The organism is Ruegeria sp. AL2, from assembly GCF_056540845.1.
Map to the genome: position 1 here is coordinate 353,712 of NZ_JBQFXM010000001.1, position 16,620 is coordinate 370,331.

Annotated in this window: 17 protein-coding genes; 1 reads left to right on the forward strand and 16 read right to left on the reverse strand. The window is 57.3% G+C overall.

Features of this window, described 5'->3' with window-relative positions; genetic code table 11:
* Positions 1-348: 348 nt before the first annotated feature.
* The 7 genes from ACR0ID_RS01795 to alr all read right to left on the reverse strand — a co-directional run bounded on the left by ACR0ID_RS01795 (position 349) and on the right by alr (position 5,869).
* A complete protein-coding gene (locus tag ACR0ID_RS01795; RefSeq protein WP_267364181.1) occupies positions 349-942 on the reverse strand; it encodes a CvpA family protein in 594 nt (197 codons plus the stop codon).
* Positions 943-982: 40 nt separating this feature from the next.
* Positions 983-2,344 carry a DNA repair protein RadA gene (gene radA / locus ACR0ID_RS01800; RefSeq protein ID WP_480473130.1) on the reverse strand — a complete coding sequence of 454 codons (1,362 nt, stop codon included), beginning with the start codon at positions 2,342-2,344 and terminating at the stop codon, positions 983-985.
* Between the two features lie 67 nt (positions 2,345-2,411).
* On the reverse strand, positions 2,412-2,861 hold the full coding sequence (locus tag ACR0ID_RS01805) for a paraquat-inducible protein A (protein ID WP_480603414.1): 450 nt from the start codon (positions 2,859-2,861) through the stop codon (positions 2,412-2,414).
* A 2-nt stretch (positions 2,862-2,863) separates the two neighbouring features.
* Positions 2,864-3,316 carry a hypothetical protein gene (locus ACR0ID_RS01810; protein ID WP_480603416.1) on the reverse strand — a complete coding sequence of 151 codons (453 nt, stop codon included), beginning with the start codon at positions 3,314-3,316 and terminating at the stop codon, positions 2,864-2,866.
* The gene (locus ACR0ID_RS01815; RefSeq protein WP_480603418.1) at positions 3,313-4,059 is read right to left on the reverse strand and encodes an ABC transporter ATP-binding protein; all 747 of its coding nucleotides are present in this window, start codon (positions 4,057-4,059) and stop codon (positions 3,313-3,315) included. Before ACR0ID_RS01815 ends, ACR0ID_RS01810 begins: the two co-directional genes overlap by 4 nt.
* Positions 4,056-4,838, reverse strand: coding sequence for an MlaE family ABC transporter permease (locus ACR0ID_RS01820; protein ID WP_480473122.1), 783 nt, complete (start codon positions 4,836-4,838; stop codon positions 4,056-4,058). The genes ACR0ID_RS01815 and ACR0ID_RS01820 overlap by 4 nt, the downstream gene beginning before the upstream one ends.
* Positions 4,835-5,869: an alanine racemase gene (gene alr / locus ACR0ID_RS01825; RefSeq protein ID WP_480603420.1), complete on the reverse strand. Its 1,035-nt coding sequence runs from the start codon at positions 5,867-5,869 to the stop codon at positions 4,835-4,837. The genes ACR0ID_RS01820 and alr overlap by 4 nt, the downstream gene beginning before the upstream one ends.
* A gap of 240 nt (positions 5,870-6,109) precedes the next feature.
* On the opposite strand from alr, the gene ACR0ID_RS01830 reads away from it, so the two are divergent.
* A complete protein-coding gene (locus ACR0ID_RS01830; RefSeq protein WP_480603422.1) occupies positions 6,110-6,649 on the forward strand; it encodes a GNAT family N-acetyltransferase in 540 nt (179 codons plus the stop codon).
* A gap of 154 nt (positions 6,650-6,803) precedes the next feature.
* On the opposite strand, the gene ACR0ID_RS01835 is transcribed toward ACR0ID_RS01830, so the two are convergent.
* From ACR0ID_RS01835 to ACR0ID_RS01875, 9 genes are all read right to left on the reverse strand, one after another.
* Complete coding sequence (locus ACR0ID_RS01835) at positions 6,804-8,294, reverse strand: replicative DNA helicase (RefSeq protein WP_480473116.1); 1,491 nt, start codon at positions 8,292-8,294, stop codon at positions 6,804-6,806.
* A 199-nt stretch (positions 8,295-8,493) separates the two neighbouring features.
* The gene (locus ACR0ID_RS01840) at positions 8,494-9,171 is read right to left on the reverse strand and encodes an orotate phosphoribosyltransferase (protein WP_480603424.1); all 678 of its coding nucleotides are present in this window, start codon (positions 9,169-9,171) and stop codon (positions 8,494-8,496) included.
* A gap of 149 nt (positions 9,172-9,320) precedes the next feature.
* A complete protein-coding gene (locus tag ACR0ID_RS01845; RefSeq protein ID WP_480603426.1) occupies positions 9,321-10,313 on the reverse strand; it encodes a type II secretion system F family protein in 993 nt (330 codons plus the stop codon).
* 13 nt (positions 10,314-10,326) lie between these two features.
* Positions 10,327-11,295 (reverse strand): type II secretion system F family protein, encoded by a 969-nt coding sequence (locus ACR0ID_RS01850; RefSeq protein ID WP_480603428.1) that lies wholly within the window; start codon positions 11,293-11,295, stop codon positions 10,327-10,329.
* A complete protein-coding gene (locus ACR0ID_RS01855; RefSeq protein WP_480473108.1) occupies positions 11,292-12,680 on the reverse strand; it encodes a TadA family conjugal transfer-associated ATPase in 1,389 nt (462 codons plus the stop codon). Before ACR0ID_RS01855 ends, ACR0ID_RS01850 begins: the two co-directional genes overlap by 4 nt.
* Positions 12,681-12,692: 12 nt before the next feature.
* Positions 12,693-13,919 carry a CpaE/TadZ family protein gene (locus tag ACR0ID_RS01860; RefSeq protein ID WP_480603430.1) on the reverse strand — a complete coding sequence of 409 codons (1,227 nt, stop codon included), beginning with the start codon at positions 13,917-13,919 and terminating at the stop codon, positions 12,693-12,695.
* Positions 13,919-14,566 (reverse strand): TadE/TadG family type IV pilus assembly protein, encoded by a 648-nt coding sequence (locus ACR0ID_RS01865; RefSeq protein WP_480603432.1) that lies wholly within the window; start codon positions 14,564-14,566, stop codon positions 13,919-13,921. Before ACR0ID_RS01865 ends, ACR0ID_RS01860 begins: the two co-directional genes overlap by 1 nt.
* A complete protein-coding gene (locus ACR0ID_RS01870; protein ID WP_480603434.1) occupies positions 14,563-15,060 on the reverse strand; it encodes a TadE/TadG family type IV pilus assembly protein in 498 nt (165 codons plus the stop codon). The genes ACR0ID_RS01865 and ACR0ID_RS01870 overlap by 4 nt, the downstream gene beginning before the upstream one ends.
* A 13-nt stretch (positions 15,061-15,073) precedes the next feature.
* A complete protein-coding gene (locus ACR0ID_RS01875; RefSeq protein WP_480493051.1) occupies positions 15,074-16,612 on the reverse strand; it encodes a pilus assembly protein TadG-related protein in 1,539 nt (512 codons plus the stop codon).
* Positions 16,613-16,620 lie beyond the last annotated feature (8 nt).

Sequence of the window (16,620 nt, forward strand, 5' to 3'; positions counted from 1 at the left end):
CAAACATATGTGCTGTCATGCATTTGATTGCATACATAACTGCTAAATCTCAGCACCTAGGGGGGACCTGAATGTGGCAACATAAACCTCCTCACAAGAAGCAGGAACGGATCAGGCAGCGGTGCCATCGGTGCAGGGGATTGGGGCGCGCGTCGTGCCAGATCTGTAACGGAGCAGGCGAGGTCGCCAAAAGCAGAGATATTTTTGGAAAACCGGTTTTCAGTCGATGTGACGGATGCTTTGGCTTGAAAACAATCCGCTGCACCGTGTGCGGTGGAGAGGGGTTTGTCTGATCTGCAACAAAAAAGCCCGGCAGCGCCGGGCTTTCATGAATTGGTGAACTGCCTATCAGCCGTTGGAAGGCGCAGTTGTTGCCGGTTCAGCGTTTCCTGCCGTGCAACTGGCGACCAGCTGTTCATACTGAGTCGTAACCCAGCCCAAAGCCGCCTCGGGGTTTTGTTCCTCAATCTGGCCGCTGAACTGTTCAAACACCTTGGCCGACCGGCTTTCATCAACAATTGTGTAAGACTGGCCGGTCATGACGGTGTCGTAAACGAAGAATGCAATCGCAACCAGAAGGATGCCACGAGCGATGCCGAAGAACAGCCCCAAAGCCTGATCCAGGCCGCCAAGGGCCGAACGCTGAACCAGCGATGAAAACAGCGGTGTGAAGATACTGACCACGATCAGCGCCACCGCAAAGACCGCTGCAAACCCGGTGATCACAGACAATTCACAACTGTCACGCAAGAAATCTCCGACGACCGGGATTTCCTTGACCAGAGGTACAGCCTGCGGGGCGAAGATGAACGCCAGAACGGCCGCCGCAACCCAACCCGCGATGGCCAGAACTTCGCGCATGAAACCACGCGAGTAGGCCAGCAAGCCTGACAGCACGATGATCAGGGCAACTACCCCGTCGATTATTGTAAAACCTTCCATGGCCCTCGCCTGTTCTTTTTCTGCCCCTCAAGGCGCGACTTTAACCTGCTCCGAAGGTTTCGCCAACAAACCCCACCAAATCAGAGGGTCGGGTGAGTGTCAGACCTGCCACAGTACCGGTTTTGCCACCTGCCGGAGCTATTGCCGCTGTGAAACCAAGTTTTTGTGCTTCTTTCAACCTGTTTTCTGTCTGCGGAGCCGGTCTAAGTGCCCCTGACAGCGAGATTTCCCCGAAAACGACGGTGTCTGCGGGCAGGGCTGTGTCTTCGCGTGCGCTCAGCAATGCAGCAGCCACGGCCAGATCGGCGGCGGGTTCACTGACTTTCAACCCACCGGCCACGTTCAGATAGACGTCGAGACCCGCAAAAGGAATGCCGCAACGCGCTTCAAGAACGGCAAGGATCATCGCCAACCGCCCGCTGTCCCATCCCACCACTGTCCGGCGCGGCTGTGAATGGGGGGACGGGGCGACAAGGGCCTGCAATTCGACCAGAACGGGCCGTGTGCCCTCAATCCCGGCAAAGACGGCAGAGCCTGGGCTGGGCGTGCCGCGTTCCGACAGGAACAAGGCCGAGGGGTTGGTGACCTGCGCGAGCCCTTTGCCCGTCATCTCGAACACGCCAATTTCGTCGGCGGGACCAAAGCGGTTCTTGACCGCCCGCAAAATACGAAACTGATGGCCGCGCTCGCCCTCGAAATACAGAACCGTATCGACCATGTGTTCGACAACACGGGGGCCCGCAATCTGGCCATCCTTGGTCACGTGTCCGACCATGATGATCGACACGCCGTGCCGTTTCGCAAAGGCGGTCAATTCATGAGCAGCCGCCCGGACTTGCGACACGGACCCCGGCGCGCTGTCGACATTGTCGGCCCACATGGTCTGGATCGAGTCGATGATCGCCAGACCGGGTTTTTCGGCTTCAAGCGTGGTGAGAATGTCGCGTAGGTTGGTTTCGGCTGCAAGTTGCACCGGCGCGTTCTCCAGCCCAAGGCGGCGCGCCCGCATGCGAACCTGAGCACTGGCTTCTTCGCCCGAGATATAGATCGTCTTGACGCCGGCACGGGCAAATCGGGCAGCAGCTTGCAGCAACAGGGTGGATTTACCGATGCCGGGGTCGCCGCCCACCAACAGGGCAGATGCAGGAACAAGCCCGCCACCAAGCACTCGGTCCAGCTCTTCCACTCCGCAGAGCGTGCGGGGCGGCGGGGTTTCCTCGGTCGACAGGTCGGTGAGCGTCATCGACCGCCCGCGTTTCGAGCCCAGCGATTTCTTGGCTGGGCCTGCCGACAGCGGTACGTCCTGTATGATCGAGTTCCACTCGCCGCACCCGTCGCAGCGACCCGACCAGCGGGAATGGGATGCGCCGCAGGCGGAGCAGGAGAAGGTTGGTTTTGCCATGACGCCTTGGTGCCCGAGGACGGGCGGTTCTTCAAGCCCTTGCAGGGCTTTCCTCGTCGTCAGCGCCCTATGTCTGGGCGATGGTTTTGCATTGGCGTTCGGTGAGAATGCCCAAAGCGATGGAGGCAAGGATGCAGGCGGTGAACAGGTAAAGACCCCATGCGGTCTCAACAGTGGCGTAAGAAATGCCTTTGGCCAGCGTGATGTATAGCGCGATCAGGAAGATATCCGCCATCGCCAGCTTGCCAAGGATGTTGAGCGCAGGCTGCACCCGGGCATCCAGCAGGTTCCATTGGATCAGGGCGGTGCCGATGGTTTTGATGTAGGGCGCGAAAAGGGCGAAGATGGTGACGATCAGCGCGAGGAAAACGTCAGATTTCCACAGGGACTGGAGGCCGGTGATGACGCTGATTTCGCTGAGACCAAAGATCGGCAGAAACCCTGCGCGCATCAGCGGGGCGAACCACGCGATGGGGTAGAGGATCAGGAGCGAGAGGGTGGCGAGGCGGAGGGGCAAATCTACATGCCAATTACAAACAGAAGAAGTGTGAACGCGAGGCTGCCGCAGTCATACTCAAGCATACTGCCGGTCCAGCGCTTTTGGAAGTTATGTCTGGTTTTGATAGCCAACACAAAAAACGAGATTCCGACGACTATATTCGCAACGGGATTCTGTAGCTTATTCATCAGATACCACAGCAAGAAAATCGTGGCGGCCAGGAATGCCCAGGTAAGAACACTTATTAGTAGAGAACCGTCCTTTGTCGCCTCGGCATGACGAGCTTCGGCGCCCCAGCCAAACTTCTGTCGTCTGAACGAAGCGACCGCGTCCGAGTACCTCTCGCGTGTGCCGGATGATGACATGAGACCGGGAAGGACACCGGAAGAAGCAAATCCAACTCCAGCACAATAATAGATGCCAAGTTCTTTGACAGGTAAAGACAATTCAGCGATTGAGACGACGCCGGTCACCGCACCGCCTCAATCGGCCCCTCAGCGCTCCCGCTGATAAACTGCTCCACATAGGGATCACCCGAGGCATCCATCTGGCTGACCGGGCCGGTCCACTGAATGACGCCTCCGTGCAGCATCGCCACGTTGTCGGCAATTGCGCGGACGGAACTCATGTCGTGGGTGATGGTCATCGCGGTGGCGCCCATCTCTGTCACGATTTCGCGGATCAGGTCGTTGATGACGCCGGACATAATCGGGTCGAGACCCGTGGTGGGTTCATCAAAAAAGATGATCTCGGGCTCGGCGGCGATGGCGCGGGCAAGGCCCACGCGTTTTTGCATGCCACCTGACAGTTCTGCCGGAAAGCGGTCCGCCACGTCGGATTTCAGGCCCACGCGACGCAGTTTTTCGATGGCGATCTCGCGCGCTTCTTCGGTGGGGCGTTTCAGGGATCCACGCAGCAGGCGGAAGGCGACGTTCTGCCAGACGGTCAGCGAGTCGAACAGCGCACCGCCCTGAAACAGCATGCCAAACCGCGCCAGAAACGCGTCGCGGTCGCCTTTGGACGCGTCTTTGCCGTCGACATAGATCATGCCGTTGTCGGGTTTGATCAGACCCAGGATACATTTCAGGGCAACAGATTTTCCGGTGCCCGAGCCGCCGATGATGACCATCGAGGTTCCTTTGGGAATCTCAAGATTCATTCCACGCAATACGTGGTTGTCACCAAAGGCTTTTTCTACGTTCTCCATCCGGATCATAGTGAGAAAAACACCCCTGTGAGAACAAAGTTTGCGGCGAGGATCAACACGGCTGCGGCCTCGACCGACCCTTTGGTTGCGCGACCGACACCCTGTGCGCCGCGGCCCGAGTTCATGCCGTAATAGCAACCCATGATAGCCGCGATCACGCCAAAGGCCGCGCCTTTGACCAGAGACGATACAATGTCGCGCATCTCAAGGAAATCGACGGTGTTTTTCAGATACGCCGCCGGGTTGAAGCCCAGGTTCTGCGTGGCGACAGTGTACCCGCCCGCAATCCCGATAACGTCACCTACGGCGACCAGCGCAGGCACGGTGATCAGGGCGGCCAGTACACGCGGAGAAGTAAGGTATTTCATCGGATGAGTGGAGAGCGTGACCAGAGCGTCAATCTGTTCGGTCACTTTCATCGTGGCGATCTCGGCCGCGATGGACGAGGTCACGCGCGCGGCGATCATCAGGCCGACCAGCACCGGGCCAAGCTCTCGCACCATGCCGATGGCGACAATCTGGGGCACGACGGCTTCGGCGTTGAACCGCGCACCGCCCGCATAGATTTGCAAGGCCAGCGCGCCGCCGGTGAAAATGGCGGTCAGACCGACCACCGGCAGGGACAACCAGCCGATATTCAGCAGGGCCATCCCGAATTCACGCGGATAGAAAGGCGGGCGCAAGATGTGCGACACTGCATCAAGCGCGAACAGGGCCACCCGGCCAAAGGCCGCAAGCAGGCCCAGCACGGTGCGGCCCAGCCCCCCCAGCGCGCTGATTGGGTTCATTCGACGTAGCCCCGCGAATAGCGATTGCCCATTGATGTCAGGATTTCATAGCCGATCGTACCAGCGGCCTCGGCCAGATCATCAACGGTTTGATGACCGTTGAGAATGCGCAGACGCTCCGGGTCTTTCGGCAGGTCTGTGACGTCCACGGTGATCAGGTCCATCGAGATACGTCCAACAACCGGGCAGGGTTGGTCGCCCGCAAATGTGTCGATGCCGCCGCCAATGGCGCGATGCAGGCCATCTGCATAGCCGGCAGCAACAGTGGCGATCCGGGATGGCCGTCGCGCCACCCAGGTGTTTCCGTAACCCACGGTCTCGCCCACGGCCAACCTACGCACCTGAATGACGGGAAGGTCAACGGTTACGACCGGTTTTGCACCGGCAAAGGGCATGCCACCGTAAAGGCCGATGCCTGGGCGACAGAAATCGAAATGAAACTCAGGCCCCAAAAGCATCCCGCCCGTCGCTGCCAGAGAGCGCGGCGCGGCGACCCCATCAGTCATCTCGCGGAAGGTTTTCAGTTGTTGCTGGTTCATCGGATGGTCCGGCTCGTCCGAGCAGGCCAGATGAGACATGATGAGCGCCGGGTTCAAGGCTTCGGCTTTGGAGCGCAACTCTGCCCAGTCGGCAGGTTCAAGACCAAGCCGGTTCATGCCACTGTCCAGTTGTATACCAAACGGGTGGTTGGGCAGGGCCTCTGTGTGGCGTTGAAACTGTTCCGGCGAGTTGATCAGCGGTATCAGGTCGTTGCCGCGCAGCAGATCGGCATCGCCCTCCATATGTCCAGAAAAAACGAAAATCATCGAGCCGGGGCCAACTGCCTCGCGAACGGTTGTGCCTTCTTCTGCGGCAGCCACGAAAAACTTGCGAACGCCTTCTTCTGCCAACGTGTCGCTGACAGGTCCTGCGCCCAGCCCATAGGCATCCGCCTTGACAACGGCGCCGGTTTCGACCCCGGTTTTCGCGTCGAGTGCCCGCCAGTTTCTGGCGAGTGCCTGAAGATTGATCGTCAAACGTGCAGTACTCATGGGACTGTTCATGACATTGCGCCGTCCAAGGTCAAGAGGGAAAGGGCTTTTTCCGCGACAGATTGCACCCATCAAACGACAGATACGGCGGAAAACACCCAAAAAAGCAGGCATTTTGGCGACTTACTGCTGTGTTAAGCGGTTTTCAGGATTGTCTTCACATAGGTGTTAAAGTGATCTTGTGAACAAGATCGTCCCATCGCGGCAATAAACGGTGCTGCGGCATATGCCGAGGAAATCATGGATTTTTATACCGATCAAACGCCAGACCAGTCCGAAACAGCCCGGTTTTTCGCAGAAGTTTTTTCGGCGTCGGAAAGCCCGGACGAGGGGGCTGTTATCGAAGCTTTCGTGCAAGAGTTGATCGATACCACCCCACCACAGGATCTGATGGTGTGCACCGCGCGACGCGATCAGGTGTTGCTCGGCTGTGCCATCTTTTCCCGAATGCTGTTTCCACAGGATGCGCGCCGGGTTTTTATCCTGTCGCCAATGGCTGTCAGAACAGACAAGCAAAAAGCCGGGATTGGACAGGTTTTGATCGCGTATGGTCTGGATTGCCTGCGGACAACAGGCGTGAACGTGGCGCTCACCTACGGTGATCCCGCTTACTATCGAAAAACAGGTTTTGAACAGATTTCTGAGGCCACTGCACAACCGCCGCTGAAGCTGAGCCATCCGCATGGCTGGTTGGGACAATCGCTGGATGGTCAGGCGCTTGCGCCACTTAGCGGCCCGTCGCACTGCGTGTCTGGGTTGAACAATCCGACGCTTTGGTGAGTGCGGAGTACAATCTGTCAGAAAACAGGCGGGCGGACCCATTCTCGGCTCGCGCACCAGATCCTGAATGGCGCGAAAGGTTCAGAGAACCTTTTTGCTTTGCCAGCAATCAAATGAAGGTCAGGAAAACCCAAGCAAGGCTGTCCTTTCGCGATCAATAACCTTCGATTTCACCACCCTGCTGCCAGGGTTTGACAAGATTGCCGAACCGGGTGAATTGCGCCTCGAATGACAACTCGACCGTGCCGATTGGGCCGTGACGCTGTTTGCCAACGATTATCTCGGCCTTGCCATGAAGCCGTTCCATGGCCTGCTTCCATTCTTCCATCTTCTCAAGCTCGTGATCGCCGGGTTTTTCACGTTCCTTGTAGTATTCTTCGCGGAACACGAACATCACTACATCGGCGTCCTGTTCGATCGAGCCTGATTCACGCAGGTCAGACAGCTGTGGACGTTTGTCGTCGCGGTTTTCGACTTGGCGGGAAAGCTGCGACAGGGCAATCACCGGAATGTTCAGTTCTTTGGCGATTGCTTTCATGCCCATCGAAATCTCGGCAATCTCGTTAACCCGATTGTCGGACATGCCGCGGCACAGTTGCAGATAGTCGATCACCAGCAGGTCCAGCCCATGCGTGCGTTTCAACCGGCGCGCGCGGGCGGCAAGCTGAGAAATCGGAAGGGCGGGCGTGTCGTCGATAAAAAGCGGGCAGGCTTCAAGTTCTTTGGCCGCATCCACGAAACGGCGGAATTCGGCCTCGGTCATGTCGCCCTGACGGATTTTGTGGCTGGAGATTTCGGACGCCTCAGCCAGAACGCGCCCGGCCAGCTGTTCGGCGCTCATCTCAAGTGAGAAAAAGCCGACGACCCCGCCGTCAATCGCGCCTTCGGAACCATCCGGTTTCAGACCGCGTTTGTACGCTTTAGCCACGTTGAAGGCCACGTTGGTCGCCAGCGAGGTTTTCCCCATCGACGGACGACCCGCGAGAATGATCAGGTCCGAGGGGTGAAGACCACCCAGTTGTTTGTCGAGATCGACCAGACCGGTCGAGATTCCAGCCATGCCGCCACCGCGCTGGTAGGCTTCGTTGGTAACATTGACGGCTTCTGTGACCGCCTTGAGGAAGGACTGGAACCCCTGTTCGGTCTGGCCCTGCTCGGAAAGCTGATAAAGCTGTTGCTCGGCCTCGACGATTTGTTCTTTCGGTTCGCTGGCTACATCAACCCGCGCGGCCTTGTCGGAGATGTCGCGGCCCAAGCGGATCAACTCGCGCCGGATGGCGAGGTCATAGATCATCTGGGCGTAATCATGTACCGCAAAGGCACTGATCGACGCGCCGGCCAGTTTGACAAGATAGGCGGGTCCGCCCAGTTCCTTCAGGCCCTCATCCTCGGCCATGAAGGATTTCAACGTCACAGGCGAGGCCAGCGTGTTCTTTGCAATGCGTGCAGCGGCGACCTCATAAATGCGGGCATGAACCGGGTCATAGAAATGCTCGGACCCAATGATCGAAGCGACCCGGTCGTAAAGGTCGTTGTTCGTCAGAATGGCACCCAGAAGCTGCTGTTCAGCCTCAATGGAATGCGGCATGGTTTCGGCGTTCTGAATCTTTGCCGCTGCCTGCTCGATACTGCTGATCTCGTTCATTGCTGTTCTCTTGCCCCTTGGACAGAGGCCATAACGCAGCGCCCTGAGTCGGCGCAAATTGTATGTTTTCTGGGGATAGCCTGTGCATATCTTCCCACCCCATCATATTGCAGGATGGGGCAGGGCCCCGTCAACATGTTGTGGATGGAGCGTTGGGCTTACTCGTAATGTTTCTGAATGAGAAACGGTTTGCGCAACGTCAGTCTTTGTTCGCGTCCTGCCAGCCACGCGGGTCGTTCAAAAACGCCTCGACCCCGTCAAGTGTTTCCTGATCAAAGGCTTTTTGCGCCTTAGCCTCGGCCAGAACATCCCACCACGTGCAAAGGTGATGCAGCTTCACACCATGGTCGCCCAGCGTCTTCTCGGTTTCGGGGAAGATACCGTAGTAAAAGATCACAGCCGTATGCCCACAGGTGGCACCGGTCTCGCGGATTGCATCGACGAAGGACAGTTTCGAACCACCATCGGTGGTCAGGTCCTCGACCAGCAACACGCGTTCGCCTTCGCTCATTGCGCCTTCAATACGCGCGTTGCGCCCATAACCTTTGGGCTTCTTGCGCACATAGGTCATCGGCAGCGCCATACGTTCGGCCACCATCGCGGCAAAGGGGATGCCCGCAGTTTCGCCGCCCGCTATGTTGTCAAAGGCTTCAAAACCCGCGTCCCGCATTACCGTGACGGTCAGAAAATCCATCAGCGTGGAACGAATGCGCGGGTAGGAGATCAGCTTGCGGCAATCGATATAGGTCGGGCTGGGAAGGCCACTTGCCAGCGTGAACGGCTCGCGCGCGTTGAAGTGGACAGCCTTGATCTCCAGCAGCATCCGGGCCGTCAGGCGAGCGATTTCAGTGCTATCGGGAAAAGAACTGGGGATCATGGCAGGACCTCGGCGATGAAATGATGTTTCGGGCTGATAGCCCGACCCTTGGCCCGGAGTCGAGAGCTGTTGGAACAAAAGAAAAGCGGACCCCCCTAAGGTCCGCTGTTTCCCGGGCATTCAGCTATGCGAACACCATTGTTGCTGCGTTACCCTTGCCCGAACATGTTGACCCACCGGATCAGCATTGGCGCCAGACAAATCAGCAATAGGACAGGCATCATGCATATGGCCATCACGGCAGACATCTGCACAGGCAGACGGTTTGCCTTCTCCTGGGCGCGAAGCTCTCGGTCAAGCCGCATGTCAGTGGCGAACCGGCGTAATGACGCGGATATGCTGGTTCCGTACTGGTTGGATTGCAAAAAGGCGTTCGCGAACGAATTCATCTCGTCGATACCGACCCGGTTCGCCATATCCAGAAAGGCGGCCTGACGTTCTTTGCCTGCCTGCAACTCCAGTTGAAGAACCGAAAACTCCTGCGAGATTTCCGGAGCTGCTTTGGCCATTTCATGCGAGACCCGGATCATCGCCGCGTCAAAGCCCAGCCCGGCCTCGATGGCGACTTGCAACAGGTCGAGCGCGTTTGGCAGGCTGTGTTCGATGGCCCGGCGGCGTTTCTTTATTCGACGTCGCAACCACAGTGCCGGGCCATAAAAGCCCAAGACCATCAGTGCCGTCACGACCTGCATTGTGTTAACCCACGTAACACCCTGCAAAAGGTCGGCGATCCCTAACTGAACTTGCGTTTCGATTGGCAAAGCCATGGTTGCTACGAACGCGGCAGGCAACACAAACCCCAGGACGACCCGAAAGGTATAATATGTGCGAATGGCGTGCTTTTGCCGAATTCCGGCTTGTTTCAAAAGCTTGCCGATCTTGGAGCGTTCGCGTTTTGACGACGGGACAAAGGCCTTCAGCAACCCGTGCGGGTCGCTGTTGTCACCCTGGATAAGGTCAAAATCCTGCCCATGCCCTTGTGATACCGTCCCAACGCGCATGCGGCGTGCTGCCGTGTTTTCACTGGCCGTAAATCCGGAAAGGCCCATGACGACAAAAAAAACACTAAGGGCGATTCCGACCAACAGGATCAACTGCGGTGTGACGCGCGGATCGTTTAGTATGTCCTGAAGAATATCCATATCCCAATTCCCTTTAGAATCTGAATTTAACCAGTCGCTTCAGGATGAAACCCTGGGCAACTGTCAGGCCAATGATCACCTGGGCGAAATACGGAAACAGCGGATCGCTGCGTACGTCGCCGTAAAATGTTGGCGAGGAGACCTCGATCGAAAGATAAATGATGACCGGCAAAATCGTGAGGATAAGGCTGCTCAGGCGACCTTCGGCAGAGATTGCCTTGATCTTCTTTTGCATCGTGTGCCGGTCCCGGATGGTCTGGGACAGAATGCTTAGAACGCGAGACAGGTTGCCGCCGGTTCCATGCTGAATGCCGATACTTACGGCAAGGTATTTTGCATCCTCCGTTCCGACCCGTTGCGCAAAGTCGTGAAAGGCGGTCGCGACGTCATCACCATAGTTGATCTGGTCTTTGATGATGCCAAACTCTGACCCGATCGGATCCGGTAGATCAGCGGCAACGTTTCCAACCGTCACCGCGACGGGGTGGCCCACTTTCAGCCCCCGGGCCATCAGGTCTAACGCGTCAGGCAGTTGTTTCGTCAGTTTCTTCGCGCGGGCGTCTTTCACGGCGACCAGCAGGATGATCGGGCTGATGAGGCCGAAAACTGCGCTCAGAATGACCGCCAGTTCCAGGGCAAGGAACCGGGAGGCCCCGAAAAAGATCATCAAAACCAGAAGGGAGACGGCGAGAACCACCCAAATCGGGTTGACCGCCACACCAGCTTGCACAAGCAGACGGCGAAACCGCGTAATCAGCCCGGCTTTTTCACCAGCAGCCAGCATCGCCGGATCGCGGAGCAGCTGCAACACCTGATCCGTCGAAGCCCCGTTCTGGATCAGTTTCATACGGCGGTTTCTGGCCTCGCCATGCGTTTCCTTGCGCGCCAGAAGCTGGTGAACGCCTTCGTAGGCGAGCAGAATTCCCAGAAAAATCGAAATATAGATCAGGATGTTCAGTGTATTGGGCTGAAAGTCAATCATGATGCCGTTGCCCCGTGAATAAACATGTTGGTGTCCACATCAACACCAGCCGCTACCAGCTGGTCGAAGCATTTTGGCCGTATTCCGGTTGGCAGGAATTCTCCCAGAACGTCGCCATTCTCAGACTTGCCACGGCGTTTGAAGACAAAGATGTCCTGCATCGTGATCGTGTCGTCTTCCATGCCCGTGATTTCGGAAATACTGACGACCCTGCGTGTCCCGTCGCTCAGACGGCTGAGTTGCAGGACGATCTGAATGGCCGAGGCGATTTGAGACCGGATGGTTCTGACTGGCAAATCCGCCCCAAGCATCGTCACCATCTGTTCGACCCGGCTGAGTGCATCGCGGGCCGAGTTCGCATGTACGGTCGTCATAGAGCCGTCATGTCCTGTATTCATGGCCTGAAGCATGTCAAAGCATTCGGCACCACGGACTTCGCCGACAATAATGCGGTCAGGCCGCATCCTGAGTGCGTTGCGCACCAGATCCCGCTGCGTAATCACCCCTTGACCTTCCGAGTTGGGGGGACGAGTTTCCAAGCGAACGACATGGCTTTGCTGTAACTGAAGTTCGGCCGCATCTTCGATTGTCACGATACGCTGCTTGCCGTCGATAAAGGATGAAACGGCGTTCAGCATTGTTGTCTTGCCGGAACCGGTACCGCCCGAAATCAGAATGTTCAGCCTGGCTTCGACCAGCGCAGCTAGTAGCTTGGCTGCCTGTTCGTTCATGCTGTCCCGTTGGACCAGCTTGTCGATGGTCAGGGGATTGCGCGAGAATTTGCGGATCGACAACGCCGGTCCATCAACTGAACACGGGCGAATAATCGCGTTGACCCGGCTTCCGTCCTCCAGACGCGCATCGACCCATGGCTGGGATTCATCGATACGACGGCCGACCCGGCTGACGATTTTGTCAATGATCCGAAGCAGATGGCGTTCGTCGCGAAAGCGCACGGACGATTGCTCGAGCAGGCCAAAGCGTTCCACGTAGACCTGATCATAAGAGTTGACGAGAATGTCGTTGATGGTCGGGTCTTCCAGAAGAGGTTCCAGAGGGCCCAGACCCATCACTTCGTGAATGAGTTCATCAACAAGGGCTGTAAATGCCTCGGACCGTAAATGAAGGCGTTCGGCCTCGATCAGCCCGGTAACCAGCGCAGCGATCTGACGTTTCAGTTCGGATCGTTCGACCTTGTCGATCACAGACAGGTTCAGACGGTCGAGAAGCTCGCTGTGCAGGCGACTTTTAAGCTCCAGATGCGCTTGCAGGTCAACGTCCACCGGTTCTGGTGTTGCCTTGGATTTTGGTACCTCGATTGGCCGTTCCAGAACCAACACATTCGACTTGGACGCGGCCCGGCGTGATTTGTACTCGTTAAACACGGCGATCTCCCATTATACAGTTTTTTGTGCGGCTGGCCGGGTGCCTTCGGACATGGACGCAGCCAGTTTCGTCAGGGCCTTGCCAAGGTCCGAATGCGGCTTCATGTCCACAATCGGTCGTCCCAGATCGACCGCGTTTCGCGCAATCTTGGGATTGTCCGGCAGCCAGTGCTTCAGTTTCGTTTCCAGCACCTTTTCAGCCTCGCGAACATGTGCAGGTTTGATCAACGTCTTCCGCTCGCGGTTCACGACAACCTCGACCGGCAGGGCCATGTTCGCCTCGCGATAGAAATCGATCAGGCGCCGGGTCTGGCGAACGCATGGAACCGTGGTGTCAGTTACCAGCGCCAGTTGGTTCGCGCGTTTGAAAATGGGTTCGACCCATTCCACAACGGCACAGGGCAGGTCGATGACAACATAATCGTACCGGCGCTGAAGCAGGTCGAGCATCCCTTCGATCAAGCCCGGTCGTATGGACTGAAGCGGAACCAACGGCGCGGGCGCGCACAACACATCAATACCGAGCGCGTGGTTCTGAAGGATCGACGTCAGGAAATGATCATCCGGCTCTTCCTGATTTTCGATGAGTTGGAGGCATCCCCCGTTATCTTCAAGATCGAGAAACACGTTCGCGTTTCCGAATTGCAGATCAAAATCCAGAAGCGCGACGCGGTTTTTCACCTTTTTCCTCAGGAAGGATCCTTTCCCGCCCACCAGCGAGCAGGCAAGGTTTACCGCGACCGTTGACGCTCCGATCCCACCGCGGGATTTTGCAACCGGAATGACGGTGCCAAGGGCAGAGGGACCATTTTGAATGAATCCCTGCGGAAGTGATCGGGAGGAGATCTTTTCTGCTACCGCAGCTTTCAGCCCATCCTCATCAATGGAAAGGGGTAGAACTTCGTCGATGCCGATTTTCCGCAACTCGCGGGCGACCGAGATCGAAACGTCATTCTGCGTCAGCGCGACAAATAAGGTGTCATCTTGCCGATGGGTCAGGAGGTCTTTGACGGCCAGAACCTCGCCCGCGTCGCAGGGGTCGATTTCGAAAATAACCAGGTCATGCTTGAATGCCAGATTGCGCGCCATACCGTTCAACGCTTTGAAAGAACCCGCATTCTCGGAGATTTCGTTGTTTTGACCGGCGGGAAAGGCATTGGCGACCACCTGAGCGACGGTTTCGCTTTCAGATACAAGCATGACGGAATGTGAATTGAGACTAGAAACGTTCTTAACCATTAACCTGACTCTCCTGATGCTAGGTCTTCGGCAGGCAGCGAAACGCTGAAATTGGAAAACCCGGCTGTTGAAGGAATTGTGCTGCTGGTCGCGCCTGCGGCGTTTGCAAGTGCGGCCAGCGGCGACACGAACTGAAAATCATTCAGGTTCAGCTCAACCGTGACCATGGGTGTGTAAGGGCCACCCAGGAAGCCCAGATTGGAATTGAAATCATAGGAAAACTGCAGGGCGTCAATCGTCGTGCCGGGGGGCAGCAACGGGTTGATGCGCCCCCAGATTTCAGATGCTGTGGTGTTGGCGGCGTCACCCGCACAAGGTGGCGTTACCGGGTCGGCACATACGCCAGCCGACGCACTGCATGGGGTGCCAAAGCGAGGGGACAACGCGGATGTTCCCCGCGTGTGGGTTTGTGGCACACCCGGACACGCCGCAGGGCGCACCACAGCGATGCGCGCCGCCAGCTGTGCGGCTTTTTGCGCGTTCACTCCGCTGTATGACAGCCGACCAAAGTCCAGCAATGCCAGGAACAGGAAGGAAAACAGGGACACCACCACGGCAAATTCAACAAGAACCCCACCATTTTGGTCGCGCAGCAACGTGTCCGCGACCTGGCGCCAGGTGGCGCGATTATTCCGCAACCATGTCATTGGCCAAATATCCGCGATGTGTCAGCGACGTCGGTGGTTATCGATGACGCGCCGCTGCCGAAAAGCTTCAGAATGCCCCCTAGCGGAAACTGAACGGTGATATTGGCGCTTACCTGACCGACAGGCGCCGGGTTCATACGATACGTACCGGACACGCAGGTCAGGCTGGGCGTTACCGAGTTGACGGTTATGCTGGGCGGAAACAGGCTGTTGCCGTGAATGTCACGCTCGACAATCCCTTTCAGAGTTGTGCTGAGCCCCGCGACTGTTCCGCCAGACGAACAGATATCCGAGGGCGTGACGCGCGACATGTATCGGCTGGCATCCCGGACCCCGGCAATGACCGACTGGTACGACCACATAAGGCGTGCGGATTCCAGGGTTACCGCCAACAGCAGCAGCATAATCGGCATGACAAGGCCAAACTCGACAAGGATCGCACCATCTTCGTTTTTGGCGAAGCGTTTGAAAGGGGATTTGAGGCGAATACACATGAACACTCTGCCCCTATCGATACAACTGTACGACGTCGCGAAAGATGCCGCCGAACCCGTTGCCGCCGCTGCCAACACCGGTCACATCGGGGAAACCGACGACCTCTCCGTGGATGTCGAAACTGGGGGGCGAGCCGCCGTCATCACCCACCGGTTCAGTCAGGAACACGGCAACAAATTTTGTGACTGGAACTCCGGTAGTCGAACCGGAAACCGGGTTTTGCGCGCAATCAACACCAGCAGCCGTAACAACGCGCCGCGCCGGGTCTTCGGACATCTGGCTGGAACACATCGGGCGTCCGGTTTCAGCAAGCGAAGGGTCCAGAATGGAGTTTGCGTTCGGCGGCGCGTGAGGGTTTGTATTTCCGTAGGCTATTTCCCTCAAATACATTCCGTACCGCGTCCCGGCGAAAACGGTATCCGACCCGGACAGCGCGGGCAGATGCGAGTCGCTGCCTATGCCGTCGGCAATCCCATCTGCCAGATCGTGGTTTCGATTAAGGTATCCGGTTCGATCCCAGTTGCCGTCGCCGAAACGGTTGTTTCCGCCGCATGTGCCCGCAGTCATGCACAGGTCGCGCCCCAGACCAGTTGTATCAGGGGTCGTCTGTTCATTTCCCTGAATGCAAGCGCCGCCACCGTTGCTTTCAATCCCCTTGATCACATTTGGTGCGGGCGCGAAATCGATGTTGTTTTTCTCACCGTTGAGAACCGAGCGGTAGATGTCAAAGCGGACGTTGAATGCAGCATTGGTAATGCCGTTTTTCTGGCCGGGTTCGGTGTTCAGACCATTGGTCAGAACACATTGGGTGATCTGGCTTTGCGCCGCGATCAGACAGGCCAGTTTATTGCCCCCTTCGTCGGCACACACACCCGAGCTGTCTTGGAAATTCGCCAGATCAATAAAGCCGAAGTTACCCGGTCCCCAGGCCGTTCCGTTGCCGCCGCTGCGCAACAGGATCTGGTCGCCCACAGTCAAAGTGGATTCCCAATTCGGGGGCAGGCAGAACATCAGGGGTGAGATATCGCACGCCGCTTTCGAGTATCCGGCCACTGCCTCGGCTGAAACGCTGGCAGCAGAAAACCCAGCCCCACCAAGCATTTTGTCCAGCGCCGAAGCCAGGCTCATCGTCAGGGATTTGGGTGTCAACACGACTTGCGCGAACCTGGCCTTCCGTGGGTCAGTTGTAATATCTGCGCCAAGCGGGGTCAGATCCGATGCCGGAAGCGCCGAGTGAAACAGGAGGGTATAATCCGACGATCCTGAAAGCGTGGTTGCCCCGTTCGCGAAGGTCTGGCTGTCGCTGACAAGATTTGCTGCTGCATTTGTGGCGCGTGTAATCGCGTCTGGTTGGCCGTCCAACTCTCCCGCTGCGGCCAAAGCCACGTTGTCGGCAAATGACTGCAGCTCTGCATGTGTCGAATTCAACCGGCCAACGTCCAGCGTGATCGCAAAGAACCCGAGGAATGCGACCAAAGCTGTGCCCCACAGGATCGCGACGGTGCCGTTCTCCTCTTGGGCGAATGCGGATATGATTGCATGTGCTCGCATGGCTGAAC